This is a genomic window from Shewanella sp. SR43-4 (assembly GCF_014163845.1).
Taxonomy (GTDB): domain Bacteria; phylum Pseudomonadota; class Gammaproteobacteria; order Enterobacterales; family Shewanellaceae; genus Shewanella; species Shewanella vesiculosa.
The window spans coordinates 16,393-37,582 of record NZ_JACJEB010000016.1 but is presented as its reverse complement, the minus strand read 5'-3'; the positions used below and the strand labels follow the sequence as shown (position 1 = coordinate 37,582).

Below are 21,190 nucleotides of genomic sequence, written 5' to 3'. Positions count from 1 at the left end.
CCTTAATACGCACCTTTTTAATAGATCACTTCTGGTTTATTCTATGCAGTTATAAATCTCGCTGCTGAGCGTTAGATCAAACAATGGGCGGCATTGCCGGAAATAGATTGATGCAAGAGCTATATAATCCCTCAGAAATTGAAGCCTTAGTGCAAAAGCACTGGCACGAACATAAAACATTTGAAGTTACTGAAGATGAAAGCAAAGAGAAGTTTTATTGTCTTTCAATGTTTCCTTATCCTTCAGGTCGTCTTCACATGGGTCACGTCCGCAACTACACAATAGGCGATGTAGTGGCACGATATCAACGTTTACAAGGTAAAAATGTTTTGCAACCGATTGGTTGGGACTCATTTGGTCTGCCTGCAGAAAATGCCGCGATCAATAACAAGACCTCTCCAGCGCCTTGGACATATGAAAACATTGACTACATGAAGAACCAACTTAAGTTATTAGGATTTGGTTATGATTGGAGTCGTGAAATCGCCACCTGTACCCCTGAATACTATCGTTGGGAACAATGGTTTTTCACTAAGTTGTATGAAAAAGGCTTAGTGTACAAAAAAACCTCATCAGTTAACTGGTGTCCAAATGATGAAACTGTACTGGCAAATGAGCAGGTACAAGACGGTTGTTGCTGGCGTTGTGATACTCCAGTTATTCAAAAAGAAATTCCACAGTGGTTTATTAAAATCACCGATTACGCTGAAGAATTACTTAACGATATCGACACCTTAGATGGCTGGCCTGAACAGGTTAAGTCTATGCAACGTAACTGGATTGGCCGTAGCGAAGGCATAGAAATGACGTTTGCCGTTGCTGATAGTCAGGCTACGTTTGATATCTATACCACTCGTCCGGATACGTTAATGGGCGTCACCTATGTTGCAATTGCAGCAGGTCATCCATTAGCAATACAAGCTGCTGAAAATAATCCACAACTGGCTGAATTTATAGAAGAGTGCAAAAACGCCGATACCACTGAAGCAGCAATGGCTTCAATGGAGAAAAAAGGTGTGGCTACTGGTTTACAAGCGATTCATCCTATTAGTGGCAAATTGGTGCCTATTTGGGTGGCTAACTTTGTATTAATGAATTACGGCACTGGTGCAGTGATGTCTGTTCCCGCTCATGATCAACGCGATTATGAATTTGCCCTTAAATACAAGCTTGCTATCGAAGCGGTGATCAAGCCTGTTGAAGGCGAATTGGACATCAGCAAAGAAGCCTATAGTGACAAAGGCGTGGTATTTAACTCTGGTGATGCTTTCCCTGAACTTGACGGTTTAGACTTCCAAGCAGCCTTTGAAGCCATTGATGCTAGATTAACCGCAGAAGGTAAAGGTAAACGCCAAGTCAATTACCGTTTACGTGACTGGGGTGTTTCTCGTCAACGTTATTGGGGCGCACCAATCCCGATGGTTACCCTAGCTGATGGTACTGTGGTACCAACGCCTGCAGATCAACTGCCAGTTATTTTACCAGAAGATGTGGTAATGGACGGTATCCAAAGCCCAATTAAAGCCGATAAGGCTTGGGCCGAAACCACAGTTAACGGTCAGCCAGCAATGCGCGAAACCGATACCTTTGATACCTTTATGGAATCATCTTGGTACTACGCTCGTTACTGTAGCCCGCATGCTGATGAAATGTTAGATCCTGCCAAAGCAAACTACTGGTTACCAGTAGATCAGTACATTGGTGGTATCGAACACGCTTGTATGCATTTGTTGTATTTCCGCTTCTTCCATAAGTTGTTGCGTGATGCAGGCTTAGTCAACAGCGATGAACCGGCAAAGCAACTACTGACTCAAGGCATGGTATTAGCCGATGCTTACTACTATATCAACGAAAAAGGTGCTCGTGTTTGGGTATCACCTTTGGAAGTGACTGTAGAAGAAAAAGACGACAAAGGCCGTATTCTTAAGGCGGTAGATAATCAAGGTCATGAACTGGTTTACACCGGCATGAGCAAAATGTCTAAGTCGAAGAACAACGGTATTGACCCGCAAGTGATGGTCGAAAAATACGGCGCTGACACAGTCCGTTTATTCATGATGTTTGCCTCGCCACCTGAATTAACCCTTGAATGGCAAGAGTCTGGCGTTGAAGGAGCACATCGCTTCATTAAACGTTTCTGGAAATTAGCCAACGATCATGTTGCCGCGGGTAAAACAGAAGCGTTAGATACCAGCAAATTAAATGCTGATCAAAAAGCGTTACGCCGTGAATTACATAAGACGATTGCTAAAGTCAGTGATGACATTGCCCGTCGTCAAATGTTTAACACTGCTGTGGCCTCTGTAATGGAACTGATGAACCATTTACTGAAAGCATCACAAGAAACAGCTCAAGACCGCGCCTTGCTCGCTGAAGCCTTGTCTGCTGTTACTCGTTTGCTTTACCCTATCGTGCCTCACATCACCTTTACCTTATGGAACGAATTAGGTCACGAAGGCAACATTGAAGACAGCCGCTGGCCAGAAGTGGATGAGTCTGCATTAGTTGAAGACAGTAAACTGATTGTGGTGCAAGTTAACGGTAAAGTGCGTGCAAAAATCACTGTAGCCGCTGATGCATCAAAAGAAGATGTTGAAGCCTTAGGCATGAATGATGAATATGTCCAAAAGCACACTGAAGGATTAACCGTTCGTAAAGTGATTTACGTGCCAGGTAAACTACTCAGTATTGTCGCTAACTAAACTGATCTCATTAAGATAAAGTAATCTCAATCTGATTATAGTGATAAGACTGCAGTGTTATAACTTACCGCGGATGAAACCGCGGTATGTTATTTATTTTAACCATGTAATAACAAGGATGCCTACCTTCACTATGCTAGCCAAAAAAATCTGTTTAGCCATAATGACATTGGTGTTACTGACCAGTGCAGGATGCGGCTTCAAACTCCAACGCAGTTATTCCATCCCTGCTGAATTAGCTGAATTACATTTAACCAGTAGCGATGAATACAGTGAGTTAACTCGCTTAGTGCGTGATAGGTTGCGCATCAACCGCATTAGCCTTGTCGATGCTGCACAAGAAACACCGACACTTCGATTAATCAATGACTCACTCGAACGCGCCACATTATCACTTTATCCCACTGGGAATGTCGCCGAATATGAGCTGATCTATTTAGTGCATTATTCGGTCACCTTACCGGGACAAGATCCACAAGACTTTGATACTGAAATCCGCCGTGACTATCAAGACGACCCACGAACTGCATTAGCAAAAAGTCGGGAAATGGAGTTGTTAGTTAAAGAGATGCGAGTACAAGCAGCCGATTATATCATTCAGACTTTGGCGTCAATCGGAGCTGAGTAATGCGGGTTTATCCGGATCAACTCAAGCAACACCTCACGCCCCTACCACAATGCTTTTTACTGTTTGGCGATGACCCATGGTTAATCGAAAACAGTAAACAGCACATTCTGAGTGCTGCTAAAAAACAGGGCTTTGAAGAACGCGTTCAACTCAGTCAAGAAACCGGCTTTAATTGGGGCGATCTAGTCCAAGAATGGCAAGCAATGAGTTTATTTGCTAGCCGACGGATTATTGAATTAACCCTACCACAGGGTAAACCCGGTATTGAAGGCGCTGCGGCATTTCAGACGCTGTTACAACATCCTAATCCAGATATGCTCCTGATTGTTCAAGGCCCTAAAGCCAGTGCTGAACAAACCAATAGTAAATGGTTTAAATCACTCGATGCCAAAGGCATCTATTTACCTTGCGCCACCCCTGAAGGTAAACAGTTTGAACGCTGGTTAGACAGCCGTATTACTCATTATCAGCTGACTGTCCACCATGATGCTAAAGCGATGTTGTTTACTTTATTTGAAGGTAATTTACTGGCTGGTGAGCAAGCAATGCAATTGTTACAACTGCTCAGCCCTAAGCAAAATATTACTCCAGAGCAATTGAGTGAATATTTTGAAGATCAATCTCGTTTTAGTGTGTTTCAACTCTGTGATGCCATATTAGGCAATCACCAAAAACATGCGCAACACATGTTGGCACAGTTGCAGGCAGAAGGCACAGCTATGCCTATTTTAATGTGGGCTTTATTTAAAGAGATTAACCTACTACTCACGTTAAAGCTGGCGCTGCATAATGGTGAGCAACTGAGTAAATTATGGGGCCAACACCGCATTTGGGATAAACGTAAACCACTTTATCAAGCTGCAATAACGCGATTAGATTTGGATCACATTGAGCACATGCTCGCGTTTGCCTCTCAATTAGAACTAAATCTCAAACAAAAAGGCCATGAAGATTGGATCGGTCTAAGTCATTTATGCATTTTATTCGACCCACGGGCACATAAGCGTTTAGCCCATATTGAACTCACTGACTGAGACCAAAACTAAGGACAGCGAATGCGTATTGGTATATTGGGGGGCACATTCGACCCCATCCATCTAGGGCATATCAATCCTGCACTAGAAGTAAAACAGCAACTTAATTTAGATCAGATTTGGTTAATGCCCAATCACATCCCACCACACAAAAAGACCACAGTGGTTAGCAGCCATCATCGACTTGAAATGGTGAAATTAGTTTGTCTGCAGTATCCAGAATTTGAACTATGTGATATTGAAATTAAGCGTGACACGCCCTCTTACAGTGTCACTACGCTATCATTGCTCACTGAACTGTATCCTGATGAAGAATTCTTTTTCATTATGGGAATGGACTCATTTGTTCAACTGCCATTATGGTACCAATGGCAATCCTTGTTTAATCTATGCCATATCGCACTCTGTCAACGCCCCGGGTGGACAATTGATACCCACAGTGAAATGACCAAAGAGTTATTATTTAGACAAGCCAATACCGACTACCTCACATCAAATTCCCATAGCAAACATGGAAGAATATTTTGCATCAACAGCCAGTTAGTCGATATCTCCTCAACTGAAGTTCGTCAGCGATTAGCTCAAAATATTGATATCAGCACAGTGTTACCGCAAACGACAATCGATTATATCCGCCAACATCAGCTCTATATTTAGCACCGCTAAGCCCTACAGCGATGAGCTCATGAGCAGGATTATGAATCCGCTCAGTATCGGGCGCTAAATTAATTCTATCGTTGTTTACGCCTGCTTAATTGCGCATTAACAGTGAATTTGAGTATAATACTCCGTTAATTTTTACTTATGAGGTACTTCGCGTGCAAGGCACCGAACTAAAAGATTTCGTTATCGACAAAGTCGATGATTTAAAAGCAAAAAATATTACTGTTATCGATGTTTCTAAGCGGTCAACTATTACCGACACCATGATCATTTGTACTGGTACGTCGAAAACACACGTTCGTTCTATTGGTGAGCACGTGATCGTGTCAGCAAAAGACGCAGGCGTACAACCTCTTGGGGTTGAAGGTCGTGACAGCAGCGAATGGGTTTTAGTTGATTTAGGCTCTGTTATTCTGCACGTGATGCAAGAACAAACTCGTGATTATTACGAGCTTGAAAAACTGTGGTCTGAACATAACGTCTAATGAAGTTACAGCTTATTGCCGTTGGCACCAAAATGCCCGATTGGGTAACCCGAGGCTTCGAAGAATACCAGCGCCGTTTCCCTAGAGATATGGCCTTGGAACTCATCGAAATCCCAGCAGGGAAGCGCGGAAAAAATGCCGATATCGCCCGAATTTTAAATAAGGAAGGCGAACTAATGCTAGCGGCAGTAGCCAAAGGTAACCACATTGTCAGCTTAGATTTACCCGGCAAAAATTGGACAACACCAGAGCTTGCCGAGCAAATGACAAAGTGGCAACTCGATGGTAGAGACGTCAGTTTGTTGATTGGTGGCCCAGAAGGACTTTCACCTGCTTGTAAAGAGGCGGCCAACCAAAGCTGGTGTTTATCTGCACTAACCCTACCTCATCCTTTGGTTAGGGTTATCGTAGCAGAAAGCCTATACCGAGCTTGGAGCGTCAATAACAATCATCCGTATCATAGAGAATAAATTCAGTCGCATGAATAACTTAGTTTACAGATAATGATTATCATGCAGCTCTATTTTTCATTTTTATCAGCTGATACTGTGGCCTTTAATAATCTAACCTTTAATTTGGTCACGACGGGGATAGCATAAGTGCCGCCAAAAAAGCGCATTACCATGCATGATCACGCCGCAGAAGCCGCGCTATTTAAGCGCCGGGCATTCTTCACTTTTCTTTGCGTATTTATATTACTCTGCATATTATTTTCCAATCTTTATCACCTTCAAGTTGTCTCCTATAAAGATTATGAAACTCGGTCAAATGATAACCGTATTCGGGTCGTTCCAACGCCACCAAGTAGAGGACTTATTTATGACCGTAATGGCGTGCTATTAGCCGAAAACCAACCTTATTACTCTCTAGAACTCATCCCAGAGAAAGTCGATGATATGACAGCGACGTTAGATGAGCTTAATAGCTTTATTGAACTTTCAGAAGATGATCGCGAAAGTATCACTGAAAACCTAAAGTTTCATCGTCGCTTTAAACCGTTAACCATCAAAAGTAAGTTAACAGACGAAGAAGTCGCTATTTTTAGTGTCAATCAATATAAATTTCCCGGTATTTACGTTGAAGCGGGCCTTAAGCGTCATTACCCTTACAATGCATTATTAACCCATGTACTTGGCTATGTGGGCAAAATTAATACCCGAGATAAAGCATTACTTGAAAAAGGTAGTCAGTGGAAAAACTATGCTGCAACCAAAGATATTGGTAAGCAAGGTATTGAAAAGTTTTATGAAAGTTTGCTTCATGGCACTCCTGGTCACCTCGAAGAAGAAGTGAATAATCGTGGCAGAGTGATCCGTACACTCAAAGTTACACCGCCGACACCGGGACAAGATATCTATCTCACACTCGATCTCAAACTACAGCAAAAAGCCATGGAACTGTTAGATGGCCGAAAAGGCTCTGTTGTCGCAATAGATCCCAGAGATGGCGGTGTTTTAGCGATGATCTCCAGCCCATCATATGATCCTAATCCATTTGTTCATGGCATTACCTCTAAAGCCTATAATGACCTGTTAAATGATAAATCGCGGCCATTAATTAACCGTGCAACCCAAGGGCAATACTCTCCAGCATCAACGATCAAGCCACATGTAGCATTACTTGGTTTAGAAGAAAAAATCATTAGTGAACGCACGCGTATTTGGGATCCTGGCTATTGGCAAATGCCCGGAGTCGATCGTAAATGGGGCGATTGGAAGAAATGGGGCCACGGCTGGGTAGATATCTACCATGCCATTGTCGAGTCCTGTGATATTTTCTTTTACGACCTTGTCTACAAAGTTGGCATTGATAAAATGGCTATCTTTATGGATCGCTTTGGCTTTGGTAGAAGCACTGGCATTGATATTTTTGAAGAATCTGATGGTGTTATGCCCTCTAGAGACTGGAAAAGAATGCGTTATAATCAGCCTTGGTATAACGGCGATACCATTTCGGTTGGTATTGGACAAGGCTATTGGACAACTACCCCGTTACAGCTTGCTAATGCGGTCACCATTATGGCTAATAAAGGTAAGCGATTTACACCTCATCTATTAAAATCCTTTAAAAATAGTACCGTTAAAATTGATTCTCCCATTGATGAGCAAATACCAATAGAGCTTAAAGATCCGAATAATTGGGACATCATTAATGAGGCTATGCGCCAAACTGCGGATAAATCGCACTTTACTGATGCAAGTTATACCGCGGCGATGAAAACAGGTACGGCACAGGTATTTAGTGTTGGTAAAGATCAAAAGTATAATGCCGACACAGTAGCGGATCACTTACGCGATAATGCATTAGTGGTTGCTTATGCACCTTATGAAAATCCTCGTATTGTTTTGGCTGTGGTACTTGAAAATGCGGGATGGGGTGGAAAAAATGCCGGACCGGTCGCAAGAGCATTACTCGATGAATATATGTTACGCGACGAATGGGCGGTAAAACCATGAATAATCATCCGTATCAAAAATCGTTTTGGCAGAGCATCCACATAGATCTGCCATTGCTCATTGGCTTATTAATACTAATGGGGTTCGGACTTTTTATTATTTACTCCGCCAGTGGTGAAGATCCTGCCATGATGGAGCGTCAACTAGTACGGATGACGCTATCCCTAGGCGTGATGTTTTGTTTTGCACAAATCAACCCTGAAATACTCAGACGCTGGGCATTCCCTATTTATATTGCCGGAATAATATTGCTGTTGGGCGTAGAGTTATTTGGCACCATTAATAAAGGCGCACAGCGTTGGTTAAATCTCGGTTTCATGGAGTTTCAGCCATCGGAATTAATTAAACTGGCCTTCCCGATCACCATGGCTTGGTACATCAGTAAGTTCCCATTACCGCCCAAAAAACGTTACTTAGCTGGCGGGGTGATTATTTTACTGATCCCAACACTATTAATCGCCAAACAACCTGACTTAGGCACCTCTATTTTAGTGGCAGCATCAGGGGTCTTCGTCCTGTTTTTGTCGGGTATGAGCTGGTTAATTGTAGGCGGGTTTATCGCCGCTATTCTGATCTTTTTACCTGTGTTGTGGTTCTTCTTGATGCACGATTATCAGCGTACTCGAGTATTAACCTTATTTAATCCTGAACAAGATCCTTTAGGCGCGGGTTATCATATCATCCAATCTAAAATTGCCATTGGCTCTGGTGGGATCTGGGGGAAAGGTTGGCTTGATGGCACTCAATCACAATTAGAGTTTTTACCTGAGCGACATACTGACTTCATCTTTGCCGTGATAGGCGAAGAGTTTGGACTTATTGGCAGCTTAGTATTACTTGCTATGTATTTATTTGTGATTGGCAGAGGTTTAGTTATCGCTTCACGAGCACAGACTAGCTTTGCACGCTTGTTGGCCGGAAGTATTACCTTAACATTCTTCGTTTACGTGTTTGTTAACATTGGTATGGTATCAGGTATTTTACCTGTGGTTGGCGTACCTTTACCACTGATAAGTTATGGTGGAACCTCCATGCTAACCTTAATGACGGGCTTCGGTATTTTAATGAGCATTCACACCCACAGACGATTTGTCGACCGATAGGATCAACTTTAACTATGATAAAAATAACCGCTCAAATCGCCAGCTTTACACTACTTTGCAGCATTATGTTCAACCTCAACGCGGCAACAGAAAATGATCCTCAAGCATTACAAAATGCATTTGTGAAACAACAGGTCGAAAAAGGCGCCAGTAAAGCAGATGTAGAACATTTCCTATCGACGTCCACCTTCGACCAGAGCATCATAGATGCCATGACTAAACCTTGGGAAGCCAAACCTTGGCACCAATATTATCCTATTTTTCTTACCGACAAGCGCCTTGAAAAAGGCTTAGCATTCTGGCAAGAAAACCAGATGATTATTAGTCAAGCTGCTGAAAAATTTAACGTTGACCCGCAAATTATTGTTGCCATTATCGGTATCGAAACCTTTTATGGCGGCTATATGGGTAACTATCGTGTACAAGATGCACTCTATACTTTAGGTTTTTATTATCCGCCAAGAGCTACATTTTTTCGCAGTGAATACGCAAATTTAATGGCACTAATCAAAGAAGAAAAGCTTGATAACAGCACCTTAAAAGGTTCATATGCTGGCGCTATGGGTTATGGTCAATTTATCCCTTCAAGTTATCGCCATTATGCTGTCGACTTTGACGGTGACGGTCGCCGAGATTTATTAACCAGTAAAGCCGATGCCATTGGCAGTGTAGCGAACTATTTTCATCAACACGGTTGGCAAAAAGGCCAACCTGTGGCGCTATTGCTCAATCACACCTCAAGCACAGCCCCCAAGGCTAATGTTTGGACTAAAGAAAAACTGCACTACAAGGTAGCGGATATCCTTAGCCCGACATTAAGTTTAGCCGATAACCAAGATTTGGATGCTTCTCAAAAAGCCTTATTAATCAAATTAGATCAACCTGATAAAGCAGAGTATTGGCTAGGACTGAAAAACTTTTATGTCATTACCCGATATAACAGAAGCCCACTTTATGCCATGGCGGTATATCAATTCAGCCAACAACTTAATGCACATTACAAATCGGTAAATCAACATGGACTTTAATTGCCGTTTCATCCTGCTAATGATACTAAGCAGTCTATTACTGTTAGGCTGCTCATCAAATGAGGCAGGGAAAAACACTTCAGGTAAAAAAAGCCGTTATCAAATGGCTAATGACCGTTATCCAGATGACGCACCTGACGTTAGCTTGGTGAAAAATGCCCAGCCTAAATACGAACCTTACAGCAGACAAGGCAATCGAAACTACACTGTATTAGGTAAAAGCTATCAAGTGCTCGACAGTGGCAAGGGCTTTAAAGAACAAGGTAATGCCTCATGGTATGGTTCAAAGTTTCATGGCCATTTAACGTCAAATGGTGAAACCTATGATATGTATACCATGTCTGCAGCACATAAAAACTTGCCCTTACCGAGTTATGTTAAAGTGACTAACTTAGAGAATAATAAGCAAATTATTGTCCGTGTTAACGATCGTGGACCATTTCATCATGGTCGAGTGATTGATCTTTCTTATGCGGCGGCTTATCACTTAGGTATGCTGGCCAGAGGAACGGCAAAGGTGGCCATCGAAACCGTTTACATTCCGTCACCAGAAGAGCGAGTTATCAGCGATTTAAAAGATAACGATAATCATTTTATTCAAGTTGCCGCCTCACAAGATAAACTTCGCATCAATATGTTGGCTAAACAGTTAGAAACTAAATATGCCGTAACCTCTCGGGTAACATCCGTTAATGGTATGCATAAATTACAGTTAGGACCCATACAGCAAATTCATCTAACGAATAAGTTGCTCGATCGTGTCCAAGCTGATGGCTATCCACAAAGCTTTATCGTACCGTAAACCACAATAACGGCACTAAATGACAACATTAAGGTTCATTTACATTGGATGAATGAACCTTAATGCGAAATGACTGCCTACTAATGTATAATCTATCATTATACCAATCGATCTTTGTCTTTTCTTCGACTAACTAGAGACGTGCTAACTTCATGATGACATCCAAAACCGCTCAATTATCAACTATGCTTTTTGCATCAGTTGTCTGTTTTTCTTCACTTGCTGCAACGCCACAACCAGATGTACGTCCAATGCCAAATCGTGCACCTATGGTGACGCCAGACGCACCAAGTGTTGCGGCTAAAGCCTATGTACTAATGGATTATAATTCTGGCAGAGTTATAGCTGAAGAAAATGCCTACGAAAGTTTAAACCCAGCCAGCTTGACTAAGATGATGACCAGTTATGTGATTGGTCAGGAAATTAAAGCTGGCAATGTATCATTAGATGACGATGTTGCTATTACCAAAAATGCTTGGGCAAAGAACTTCCCTGATTCATCTAAAATGTTTATTGAAGTGGGTAAAACGGTCAAAGTACACGACTTAAATCGTGGCATCATCATTCAATCAGGCAATGATGCCTGTGTTGCAATGGCTGAACACATTGCTGGAACAGAAGGCGCATTCGTTGATTTAATGAATTCATGGGCCAAACAGTTAGGCATGAAAGACAGCTACTTTGAAAACTCTCATGGTTTAGATGCTCAAGATCATAAATCAACCGCTTATGATATGGCTCTTTTAGGGGCAGCATTAATCCGTGACGTGCCTGATGAATACAAAGTGTATTCAGAGAAGTCTTTTACCTATAACGGAATCAAACAATATAACCGTAACGGCTTATTATGGGATAAAAGCTTAAATGTTGATGGTATCAAAACAGGTCATACATCTGGAGCGGGCTACAACTTAGTGGCCTCGGGTACAAGCGATGGTATGCGTCTTATCAGCGTAGTCATGGGCACATCAAGTGAATCTGCGCGTAAAGCTGAAAGTAAGAAACTACTTAATTATGGTTTCCGTTTCTTTGAAACCATTACCCCTTACAAAGCTGGCGATACTTTCGTCACTCAACAAATTTGGTACGGCGATAGAGAAACCGTTGATCTTGGTGTGATGACAGATACCCCGATCACCATTAGCCGTGGTCAAGCAAAAGATTTACAAGCGAACTTTGAATTAACCAAACCATTAACAGCACCGCTTGCCAAAGGTGAAACTGTAGGCCGTGTCTTTTTCCAACTTGACGGAAAAGATATTGCTCAGTTCCCACTGGTGACGCTAAATGAAGTCCAAGAAGGCAGCTGGGTTAGTAAATTAATGGATTACTTCAAACAAATGTTCGCAAGCTGGTTCGAGTAATGAAACTGATTTACACACTCTATTAATAGATCTATAAGTGAATCAGCTAATTAAAGCCGCCTAATCAGCGGCTTTAATTTTTCAGATCTATCAGGCTTGAATCGGGTATAATCACCACCATATAAGTAATACCAAACAGAATTGAGTAAGCTAAATGTTAAATACAACGTTTGACCAAGTAATGGAATTTCCTAATTCGTGCCCTTTTAAAGTGATCGGGGATGCGGATGATACCTTAGCCGATCGTGTCGTTGCGGTTGCACAACAACTGGCACCGGGAGATTACGTTCCGAGTGTAAAAGCATCGAGTAAAGGCAGTTACTATTCAGTCACTATCCGTATTACGGTTACTAGCAAAGAACATATTGAAAAAGCGTACATTGATCTTGCCGCAATTGAAGGCGTAAAACGTGTACTGTAAGATCCAAATGAGTCTTCTTTAACAATAAACTTGCGTATGATACTCAACTATTAATCCATTGATCTGATGGACACACACCTTTATCTGGGGGAGACGTTGCCCTTGCAAGCACAAACACTGCACATTCGCCATCTTGGCATGCAAGACTATGAATCGACATGGCATGCAATGCAGGAATATACTGACACTCGTGATAGCGATAGCCATGATGAACTGTGGATTGTTGAGCATCAGCCGGTATTTACCCAGGGTCAGGCAGGTAAAAGTGAGCATATACTCAACCCAGGTAACATTCCGGTCATTCAAGTAGACCGTGGTGGTCAAGTGACTTATCACGGACCGGGCCAATTAGTGGTTTATCCACTTATCGATATAAAACGTAATAAACTCGGTGTGCGTCAGCTAGTGAATAATATAGAGCAGAGCATTGTCGATATGCTTGCTCATTACCATATCAATGCTTACGCAAAAGCTGACGCTCCAGGTGTTTATGTCACAGAACGAAAAGTAGCCTCTTTAGGATTACGCATTCGTAAAGGCTGCTCTTTTCACGGCTTAGCACTTAATGTCGACATGGATTTAGCCCCATTCCAGCGCATCAACCCTTGCGGATATGCCGGTTTAGAAATGGTGCAATGTAAAGCATTGGGTGGTCCACAAACAGTGCTTGAAGCTGGTGATAAATTAATCCAAACCTTTAGCCAAATTATGGGCTACCAACAACTTGTACATCATCAAGGATTAGCAGAATAATGAATAGGCCTGAAAGATTACAACCAGGTGTCAAATTACGTGATGCCGATAAAGTCGCTCGAATTCCTGTAAAAGTAGTGCCATCAGAGCGCGAAACGATGCTGCGTAAGCCTGATTGGTTGCGGGTAAAATTACCTGCATCAAATCAACGTATTCTCGATATCAAAGCGGCATTACGTAAAAATGGATTACATTCAGTGTGTGAAGAAGCGTCTTGCCCAAACTTGGCAGAATGCTTTAACCACGGCACCGCGACCTTTATGATTTTGGGTGCGATTTGTACTCGTCGTTGTCCATTCTGCGACGTCGCCCATGGTCGCCCACTCAAAGCTGATGCCGATGAGCCTAAAAAACTAGCTCAAACGATCAAAGACATGAAGTTAAAATATGTGGTGATCACTTCTGTTGACCGTGATGATTTACGTGATGGCGGTGCCCAGCATTTTGCTGACTGTATTCGCGAAATTCGTTTATTAAACCCTGAAATCAAGATTGAAACTCTTGTTCCTGATTTCCGTGGTCGTATCGATGCGGCGTTAGATATTTTAGCGACAGAGCCTCCTGATGTATTTAATCACAATCTTGAGACGGCTCCAGCTCATTACCGCAAAGCACGTCCAGGTGCTAACTATCAGTGGTCACTAGATCTACTAAAACGCTTTAAAGAGCGTCATCCAACGATTCCGACTAAGTCTGGATTAATGATGGGTCTAGGTGAAACTAACGAAGAAATAGCCGAAGTATTGCGCGACTTGCGTGCCCACAAGGTTGAAATGCTGACTTTGGGCCAATACTTACAGCCTTCTAAGTTCCACTTACCAGTTGAACGATATGTACCGCCAGCAGAGTTTGACCAGCTTAAAGCCTTAGCCGATGAGTTAGGTTTTACCCATGCAGCCTGTGGCCCATTAGTGCGCTCAAGCTACCATGCCGATCTGCAAGCCCAAGGTAAAGAAGTTAAATAACCTTATCGCTTAGATACAGATAATCCTTATGTAGATACCAGGATTAACCATAAAAAAAACAGCGCTTAGGCGCTGTTTTTTTTTATGACAGTTTTTATGACTGTTGTTTATGAAAATTGTTCGCATAGCTATCGTTTTACGACATGGTTGCTAATACACAGCTTATTCTTGGGTAATCGCTAAATCCATCAAGATCGCGTCTTCTTTACCGCCCTCTATTAGGTAATAACCTTTACGACGGCCCGATTCAATAAAGCCTGCCTTTTGATACAAGGTACGGGCTGCAAGATTGGATTCTCGCACTTCTAACATCAGCACTACAGCGCCAGACGCCTTAGCCGAAGCCATAACAGCATTCAATAATAACTTGCCGTAGCCTTTGCCCTGCTGGCTCGGTAATAGACAAATATCCAGTAAGGTCACTTCATCGACTATCTGCTGCACTATCGCAAACCCCAAAAGGCCTTCGACTGAATCAGAATTGACAGCAGCATCAGTATTAGGAGCTAAGTCAGCACTCAGCTTTAAACCTAAAACCCGGTACAAGTGCCCGAAACAATCGGCAAGGTTCCCCGCGCTCATGGGATGGCTATGGGCCAAAGATTCAAGCTGCGCCATTTGAGGAACATCGATTGGTGCCAGCGCGACAAGCTCCACAGGCAAACCTAAAGTGAGTGGCGTGGTAAGCTGCGCTGAGGATAGGCTATCTACTAAAGAGGGGCTCAAAGCATATATTCCCAAAAATGTGTGATTAATCTGTTCACAAGCAAAGGTTTGTTAAAAACTGAGTTCAGTCTGATTGATGAGATTTGAGTTATGACTTGCCCCTAGCTTGGCCGCTGACTTGCTCGCGCCATTGGTAAATCTGCTGCCAAAGGGCGCTTTTAGCCTGCCAACCCACCAATAAATCAGCTAAAGGTTCTGATAGAAGCCATGCAGTGCGTGGTCTGACTTTATGACGACGTAAATCCCAAACAATCTGTTTACCCGTATGAGGCTCACAGTCAAAGTCACACTCTTCGCGTTTTACATCGATAAGCTTAAGCACGGCGTCGATAAGCGGCTCAGCTTCAGGTAACTCACCGTTTTCATCCCAAATCACTAAATAAGGTTTTACCTTAGTATCGCGCACTCGCCAAGTGGTCACATTCATGGCAGTTAAATAGGCTGATTTATTCATTAGGGTCAGTTTTATTCAATTAAATTATCGACTCACAATATGCCGCTAGAATAGCAGTTTTAGCACGTTATTGTTAGTGCAACACGGCTAAAGGAGATGGTATCAAGCCGATTATAGGATAGATAGTTTCTGGAATATAACCTTTAAATACCAATGGACTTAACTCATTTCACATTGAATATCATAAGATTAGACTGAACACTCTAGCAAAACAACAGCAGGATGACGCCATGATTAACTTAGCTATCAAGCCAACAGAGGTGAAATCACCGCGAGTCTTAACCAAGCATTGACCGACAGCCTGTATCTTAAGACACACAGTTTTCACAGGTAAATCGAGCCAATGATGAAACGACTGCGAAACTGCTTATCCAAGGTATTCAGCTAGATGAAAAAATGCCTGAATACAGCATAGCTTATTCATAAAATAATTGGCTAAATGGATTATTGTGCTAACCAAAACAAAAAGTCGCCAAACATGACTGCTTGGCGACTTTTGCCTTTAAAACAACATCACTCAGGTTTAGAAGCACTTAGGCTTAGAGGTACTTTATCCAAGCCTGAGTGCTATTTTTTTTATACTGGCTAAACCGTTTAACAGGATAATAGAGTCCGACGGCTAACAAAGCTGCAATCAACCAAACCCAGCCGATACTATTGACTCCATAAAATTCACCATGATTAGCACCAAAGGTGAATTTCGCTAAGGTATAAAGCAATAACAGCACGTACAAATGCAAGATATAAAAAAACATCGGTACTGAGCCAAACACAGACAACCAATGGCCGACTCGCGCTAAACTCCCATCAGCTTTCCCGTCTGATGCAAAGTGCCGCTCAAACGCGACTAAGCAGAAAAACATCCCGCCTAAGGTCACCAGTAAAAAGCTTAATGATGGCGGGTATTTGGTTAAGTTAACGACCGACATTAAGGTTTCACCAAAATTCGATCCCGCCTGCCAAGGCAAGGTTTCACCATAAAGGTTAAACCCGCGTAGTACGGCAAAAAGTACCCAGCAGCTTATTCCTAACTTCAACAGTGTTTGCTGGCGCTGCGAGGCTTCAAGCGGGTTACCATTGGATTTTTGACTGAAAATTGGCCCAGCCACATAGCCCAGTAAAATCACCCCAATCCAAGGTAGCACGGGATAACTCACCTTAACCCTAAGCGCACCTTCGCTGATGAGATAGCCGCGATCGTGCAATATGGTCCACAGACTATAAGCCCACTCATTGGGTTGAAAGCCAATAGGCGTCAATAGATTATGGCCAAAAACAATCGCTAAACCTAAAACAGCCATCCAAGGTCTAGGCAGTTTTATCAGCGCAGCGAGCGCTAGCATACTCAGACCAATCACCCAAATCACTTGTAACCAGAGGGTGTAATAGCTGACCATCCAAGAGAGGTTAGAGAAGTTAATCACTAAAATTTCCAGCGCGATTAAAAACAGTCCGCGTTTAATCAAAAACATACGTGCTGAACGTGGCTCGCCATGGCTACGATTGGCATAAAGCCATGCAGAAACCCCGGTTAAGAACACAAAAACCGGCGCACAAAAATGGGCGGCAAAGCGACTCAAAAAAAGCCCCCAAGAGGTCGAACTCAAATCCATAGGATCGCTCACCTGCATATGAAAGAAAAACCGCTCCCGTGCATGATCGAGCAACATGATCAACATCACTGCACCGCGCATCATATCGATACTATTGATACGGCTTCGGCCAAGCGTTGGACTCGATGCTTGTTCCGCAATATTGGCTGACATCGAAGGATTCGAACTGATATTAGAATTCATAACTGACACTCACCTTAATGCTACGTGGCTCACCCGGTACAGCCCAAAGTGCTGAATAACTGTTTGCGATATAATGCTCATCCAGTACGTTATCCAAATTCACCCCAAGGTTTAGATTATCGCTCAGGTGCGTATTGATAAATAACCCAAGCAGCTGATAAGCAGGTAATTGAAAACTGGGATCGGCGGAATCACCAAGGCGTGAGTCAATATAGCGCCAGCTCAAACCTAAGTGACCATCAATAGATAATCCGCTCAGATCCTGCTTCAGTAGCAAACTCGCCGTATGTTTTGGCACATTGACCAGAGGACTGCCTGCAGGAATAAGTTCGCCCCAGTCTGGATTCAAACTGTCATTGGCGGTACGTGTATTCAAATAAGCGTAGGATAATTTAGCCTGTAAAGAGTCCGTCAACTCGGCAGCGATATCAAGTTCAACGCCGCTACTTTTTGCCTCCCCTAAGGTGGCTGCAAAGCCAACATTGACAGGATCTGAGGTCAAAATATTGCTCTTTTGCGCATCGAACACCGCCAAGCTGCCAGTGACTGCTATGCCTTCAAATCCTATGCCTGTAAACCAATTACCATTAAACTTCATTCCTAGCTCAAGCGACTGACTCTCTTCAGCTTCGAAAGGCTTACCCGTGTAGTCGGTTCCAGAAAGCGGTAAAAAGCCTTCAGAATAGGAGGAATAAAAACTTAATTCATCAGACCATAAATATACTAAACCCACTTTTGGGCTAACTCGACTTTCAGTTTGCTTAGATAACGTATCATTGACAACTTCACCGATATCTTGCTTATAACGGTCGAATCTCAGCCCTAAATGCAGCTTCCATTTCTCAGTTAAATCCATTTGATCTTGCAGATAAGTCCCCCATGCCTGTTGGGTTTCATTATCCTCATACAACAAACTGACCTCGGGTTGAGTCCCGCCATATTGGGGCTCAAAAATATCGATGGCATATTCACCTTTTCGGCCTCGGTGGCGGTACAGTCCCGTCTTCAAATCATAGTGATAGGCGTCAGCACCGAGCAGTAAATTGTGGCGAATAAAACCGGTATCCACATGACCACTTAACTCTAGACGTAGCGAGTTATCCTCGGATGCATAATCTCGGTATCTGTGCTGCCGGGTAAGCATGCGGCCATCATCAAATAGCGATTGGCGCCCCTTTGCTAACTCAGCATCAGAGGAAAAGCCCTTCAAGCTAGAATCGCGATAGTTATAGCCCGCGGTGAGTGACCAATCATCATTTAATTGATAGTCATAGGTCAGCTGGTGCCCAGTGGCATTGACCACAGTTGCGCCATCATTAGGTTCACCTAAATAACGTGAGAGTGGCACAGTATTGATATCGTTGTTGAGCACAATAATGCCGCGATCGAATAGCTGTTCTTGCTTGAGATATTCCATTTCATAAAGTAACGAGGCTTTATCAGAAATCTGCCAACGCGCAGACGGCGTGATGATTTTTTTATCGCTGAACACATAATCGCGAAAACTATCGTGTTCCTGCCACGCACCGTTAATCCGAAATGCCACATTGTCGGTCAAGCCGGAAGTCACATCCCCCTCTAATCGATATTGATCGAAACTTCCAGCAGATGCTTTTAAATAACCACTGGTTTGATACTGAGGTTTCTTAGTCACAATATTGACTGTACCACCGGGTTCCGAGCGACCATAAAGCGCCGAACCAGGACCTTTTAAGATCTCGACATAGGCCACATTTGATAAATCCCTATGACCACTAAAACCTCGGCCACCATTAAAGCCATTAATTAAATAGCCCGATGGCATGTTTTCATTACCCGGAAAGCCGCGCAGGGAAAAGCTATCCCACAAACCGCCACCATTGTTTTGCCGCGCCACACTGGCGGAATAATCCAGCACATCTTGAAACCTTGTCAGTCCCGCATCTTTCATCAATTGCTCGTCTAACACACTTATCGCTTGCGGAAGTTCAGTTGCAGAAACATTGCCACGATAGGCTTGGCGATAGTGGATACTTAAACGCTCAATCTCAGTGCCAAGAGCGGTATCACGAGCCGCGTCACTAGCAGTATCAACAGCACTAGCCACATCACTCACTTGACTGCCTTCTGCGGCCAACAGTTTTGAAATAGGATTGAGCACAAACAAGGCGCCCAGCAACAGCGCAGCGCGCTTGGGAATATAAAAAGAGGTCATTTTCACTCCGAAAATAAACAGCATCGACGTCTTAGCTAAGCCAAGACGCTCAAAGTTAATTAAGATATATCTAATAAAAAGTAACTTATGCTGTTATGGGCGGAGCACGACTATTGAAGAAACGACTAAAAGGTCGTTTAAAGGAAATGGCTTGGAACTCAACCGAGATATAACTCTGCTGAGCCAATTGAAAATGAAAGGGCGTACTGGTTATCGCATGTTGCAACTGGTGCTGATGTAAGCACAGCGAACAATGAGACTTAGGATCTTCATTGGCATGAGTAATACTGTGAACAGCAATGGCCACAGACAAAAGCACCAACATGGCGGCAAGCCATATTGCTAGGGTGCGTCTTGTTTGCATCACACTATTCAAACCATACTTCCTCAACTCATTTGGCTGGCGATTGTATGTTAAACACAACTAAAGTTGCAAACCAATTTACCTAAGTCGCAGGCTTAAATGTTACAAGCGGGATTCGACAGTTTGTTGGAGGAAAATCACTCTAAGTACCTCATCACGAACATCATAGAGTCAGGTCGTTCCACCTTGTGAACGAGGATTCGAGCCTGACTCCACCATCAACAAGATAGCGAGGACGTGTTTAAACTAAGGCTGCAACTGAGTCTCGCTCGACTAAGTTGGACAAAAAAAGGTGAGTATTACGGGACTCAGGCGTAGCATTTGACGCTAACTTAATCGCTAAATCTGTAGCATAATTGGCCATTTCCTCAATCGGGTAATGCATGGTCGTCAATCTAGGACGGCAAGCACGGGCAATCGATAAGTCATCAAAACCAATCACAGAGACATCTTCAGGCACCCGAATTCCCGCCGCAAATAACGCATGAATCGCGCCAATCGCCATTAAGTCATTATAAGCTAAGATGGCCGTGAATGGTGTGCCTCTTGCGAGTAAGGCTTGTACAGCGGCTTCGCCACCTTCCATATTCGCGGTAGACTCTTCAATGGCATCCAAGGGCAACTTCATATCCCGCAACAGCAGAGCTTGGCGTACCCCTAATATGCGTGACGCAGGATCGCGGTTTTGGTAAATACTGGTGATCACCGCAAAATCTTGATGGCCGCGGTCGAGTAAGTAGTTAGTCGCCTCTTGGGCACTGGTTACATTGTCGAGCCAAACGCAGCGATCGGCAATTTTAGGGATAAAACGGTTGATGATCACAAGCCCGGGGATTTGTTCAGTAAGGCCTATTAAAGTCGACTCATCCGAATATTCGCTGTGGAGAATAATAGCATCACAGTTTTGGTCACGCAGGGATTCGATCGCATCGATTTCAGACTGAGTCTCATAAAGCGAATTACGCATAATCAATCCATAACCACGCTCACGAGCAGCACGTTCTGCGCCGCAGGCCAAACTACTAAAAAAAGACATAGATAAATTCGGCGTGACGATACCAATCGTATTAGTACTGCGTTTGACAAGCGCTTTGGCGTTCGAATTTGGGCGATAGTTAAGTTGCTCTATCACCTTCTGCACTCGTGTGCGGCACTGGGCTCCAACCTTGCCCTGGCCGTTAACAACCCGTGATACAGTTGCAATTGAGACACCCGCCACTCTCGCGACATCTTTTATGGTAGCCAATTTATC

20 protein-coding genes are annotated in these 21,190 nt (G+C 43.2%); 14 read left to right on the top strand and 6 right to left on the bottom strand.

From position 1 onward, the window contains the following. Window positions 1–110 precede the first annotated feature (110 nt). From leuS to lipA, 14 genes are all read left to right on the top strand, one after another. Window positions 111–2,702: a leucine--tRNA ligase gene (leuS, locus tag H5123_RS16380; RefSeq protein WP_182698666.1), complete on the top strand. Its 2,592-nt coding sequence runs from the start codon at window positions 111–113 to the stop codon at window positions 2,700–2,702. A gap of 133 nt (window positions 2,703–2,835) precedes the next feature. Then, complete coding sequence (gene lptE / locus H5123_RS16375) at window positions 2,836–3,330, top strand: LPS assembly lipoprotein LptE (protein WP_124017809.1); 495 nt, start codon at window positions 2,836–2,838, stop codon at window positions 3,328–3,330. Further along, entirely contained in the window at window positions 3,330–4,364 is a 1,035-nt protein-coding gene (gene holA, locus H5123_RS16370) for a DNA polymerase III subunit delta (RefSeq protein ID WP_124017808.1), read from the top strand. The genes lptE and holA overlap by 1 nt, the downstream gene beginning before the upstream one ends. Window positions 4,365–4,385: 21 nt before the next feature. After that, window positions 4,386–5,021, top strand: coding sequence for a nicotinate-nucleotide adenylyltransferase (gene nadD, locus H5123_RS16365; RefSeq protein ID WP_182698665.1), 636 nt, complete (start codon window positions 4,386–4,388; stop codon window positions 5,019–5,021). Window positions 5,022–5,182: 161 nt separating this feature from the next. Next, a complete protein-coding gene (rsfS, locus tag H5123_RS16360) occupies window positions 5,183–5,512 on the top strand; it encodes a ribosome silencing factor (RefSeq protein WP_124017806.1) in 330 nt (109 codons plus the stop codon). After that, window positions 5,512–5,982, top strand: coding sequence for a 23S rRNA (pseudouridine(1915)-N(3))-methyltransferase RlmH (gene rlmH / locus H5123_RS16355; protein WP_124017805.1), 471 nt, complete (start codon window positions 5,512–5,514; stop codon window positions 5,980–5,982). Before rsfS ends, rlmH begins: the two co-directional genes overlap by 1 nt. Window positions 5,983–6,111: 129 nt before the next feature. After that, a complete protein-coding gene (gene mrdA / locus H5123_RS16350; RefSeq protein WP_124017804.1) occupies window positions 6,112–7,968 on the top strand; it encodes a penicillin-binding protein 2 in 1,857 nt (618 codons plus the stop codon). Further along, entirely contained in the window at window positions 7,965–9,071 is a 1,107-nt protein-coding gene (rodA, locus tag H5123_RS16345) for a rod shape-determining protein RodA (protein WP_124017803.1), read from the top strand. Before mrdA ends, rodA begins: the two co-directional genes overlap by 4 nt. A 65-nt stretch (window positions 9,072–9,136) precedes the next feature. After that, window positions 9,137–10,099 (top strand): lytic murein transglycosylase B, encoded by a 963-nt coding sequence (gene mltB, locus H5123_RS16340; protein ID WP_259395685.1) that lies wholly within the window; start codon window positions 9,137–9,139, stop codon window positions 10,097–10,099. Then, window positions 10,089–10,901, top strand: coding sequence for a septal ring lytic transglycosylase RlpA family protein (locus tag H5123_RS16335; RefSeq protein ID WP_182698663.1), 813 nt, complete (start codon window positions 10,089–10,091; stop codon window positions 10,899–10,901). The genes mltB and H5123_RS16335 overlap by 11 nt, the downstream gene beginning before the upstream one ends. A gap of 251 nt (window positions 10,902–11,152) precedes the next feature. After that, window positions 11,153–12,265: a serine hydrolase gene (locus H5123_RS16330; protein ID WP_235781987.1), complete on the top strand. Its 1,113-nt coding sequence runs from the start codon at window positions 11,153–11,155 to the stop codon at window positions 12,263–12,265. A 154-nt stretch (window positions 12,266–12,419) separates the two neighbouring features. Further along, window positions 12,420–12,686 carry a DUF493 family protein YbeD gene (gene ybeD / locus H5123_RS16325; RefSeq protein ID WP_011636177.1) on the top strand — a complete coding sequence of 89 codons (267 nt, stop codon included), beginning with the start codon at window positions 12,420–12,422 and terminating at the stop codon, window positions 12,684–12,686. A 102-nt stretch (window positions 12,687–12,788) separates the two neighbouring features. Continuing rightward, window positions 12,789–13,439: a lipoyl(octanoyl) transferase LipB gene (lipB, locus tag H5123_RS16320; RefSeq protein ID WP_182698661.1), complete on the top strand. Its 651-nt coding sequence runs from the start codon at window positions 12,789–12,791 to the stop codon at window positions 13,437–13,439. Further along, window positions 13,439–14,404, top strand: coding sequence for a lipoyl synthase (gene lipA / locus H5123_RS16315; RefSeq protein ID WP_124017799.1), 966 nt, complete (start codon window positions 13,439–13,441; stop codon window positions 14,402–14,404). Before lipB ends, lipA begins: the two co-directional genes overlap by 1 nt. Before the next feature lie 162 nt (window positions 14,405–14,566). On the opposite strand, the gene rimI is transcribed toward lipA, so the two are convergent. The 6 genes from rimI to H5123_RS16285 all read right to left on the bottom strand — a co-directional run bounded on the left by rimI (window position 14,567) and on the right by H5123_RS16285 (window position 21,184). After that, window positions 14,567–15,022: a ribosomal protein S18-alanine N-acetyltransferase gene (rimI, locus tag H5123_RS16310; protein WP_404948324.1), complete on the bottom strand. Its 456-nt coding sequence runs from the start codon at window positions 15,020–15,022 to the stop codon at window positions 14,567–14,569. 196 nt (window positions 15,023–15,218) lie between these two features. After that, window positions 15,219–15,584: a hypothetical protein gene (locus H5123_RS16305; RefSeq protein WP_124017797.1), complete on the bottom strand. Its 366-nt coding sequence runs from the start codon at window positions 15,582–15,584 to the stop codon at window positions 15,219–15,221. A 539-nt stretch (window positions 15,585–16,123) separates the two neighbouring features. Next, on the bottom strand, window positions 16,124–17,380 hold the full coding sequence (locus H5123_RS16300) for a DUF1624 domain-containing protein (RefSeq protein WP_182698659.1): 1,257 nt from the start codon (window positions 17,378–17,380) through the stop codon (window positions 16,124–16,126). Further along, entirely contained in the window at window positions 17,370–19,574 is a 2,205-nt protein-coding gene (locus H5123_RS16295; RefSeq protein ID WP_182698658.1) for a TonB-dependent siderophore receptor, read from the bottom strand. The genes H5123_RS16300 and H5123_RS16295 overlap by 11 nt, the downstream gene beginning before the upstream one ends. An 85-nt stretch (window positions 19,575–19,659) precedes the next feature. After that, a complete protein-coding gene (locus H5123_RS16290) occupies window positions 19,660–19,950 on the bottom strand; it encodes a DUF2607 family protein (protein WP_182698657.1) in 291 nt (96 codons plus the stop codon). A 229-nt stretch (window positions 19,951–20,179) separates the two neighbouring features. Beyond that, entirely contained in the window at window positions 20,180–21,184 is a 1,005-nt protein-coding gene (locus H5123_RS16285; protein ID WP_182698656.1) for a LacI family DNA-binding transcriptional regulator, read from the bottom strand. Between the last annotated feature and the right edge of the window lie 6 nt (window positions 21,185–21,190).

Excerpts from the sequence above, each read along its gene's own strand:
- holA (WP_124017808.1), top strand. The coding sequence starts at position 3,330 with ATGCGGGTTTATCCGGATCAACTCAAGCAACACCTCACGCCCCTACCA.
- nadD (WP_182698665.1), top strand. The coding sequence starts at position 4,386 with ATGCGTATTGGTATATTGGGGGGCACATTCGACCCCATCCATCTAGGG.
- H5123_RS16305 (WP_124017797.1), bottom strand. The coding sequence starts at position 15,584 with ATGAATAAATCAGCCTATTTAACTGCCATGAATGTGACCACTTGGCGA.
- H5123_RS16295 (WP_182698658.1), bottom strand. The coding sequence starts at position 19,574 with ATGACCTCTTTTTATATTCCCAAGCGCGCTGCGCTGTTGCTGGGCGCC.
- H5123_RS16330 (WP_235781987.1), top strand. The coding sequence starts at position 11,153 with ATGCCAAATCGTGCACCTATGGTGACGCCAGACGCACCAAGTGTTGCG.
- mltB (WP_259395685.1), top strand. The coding sequence starts at position 9,137 with ATGTTCAACCTCAACGCGGCAACAGAAAATGATCCTCAAGCATTACAA.
- lipA (WP_124017799.1), top strand. The coding sequence starts at position 13,439 with ATGAATAGGCCTGAAAGATTACAACCAGGTGTCAAATTACGTGATGCC.
- rimI (WP_404948324.1), bottom strand. The coding sequence starts at position 15,022 with ATGGCGCAGCTTGAATCTTTGGCCCATAGCCATCCCATGAGCGCGGGG.
- H5123_RS16300 (WP_182698659.1), bottom strand. The coding sequence starts at position 17,380 with ATGAATTCTAATATCAGTTCGAATCCTTCGATGTCAGCCAATATTGCG.
- rlmH (WP_124017805.1), top strand. The coding sequence starts at position 5,512 with ATGAAGTTACAGCTTATTGCCGTTGGCACCAAAATGCCCGATTGGGTA.
- rodA (WP_124017803.1), top strand. The coding sequence starts at position 7,965 with ATGAATAATCATCCGTATCAAAAATCGTTTTGGCAGAGCATCCACATA.
- ybeD (WP_011636177.1), top strand. The coding sequence starts at position 12,420 with ATGTTAAATACAACGTTTGACCAAGTAATGGAATTTCCTAATTCGTGC.
- H5123_RS16335 (WP_182698663.1), top strand. The coding sequence starts at position 10,089 with ATGGACTTTAATTGCCGTTTCATCCTGCTAATGATACTAAGCAGTCTA.
- lptE (WP_124017809.1), top strand. The coding sequence starts at position 2,836 with ATGCTAGCCAAAAAAATCTGTTTAGCCATAATGACATTGGTGTTACTG.
- leuS (WP_182698666.1), top strand. The coding sequence starts at position 111 with ATGCAAGAGCTATATAATCCCTCAGAAATTGAAGCCTTAGTGCAAAAG.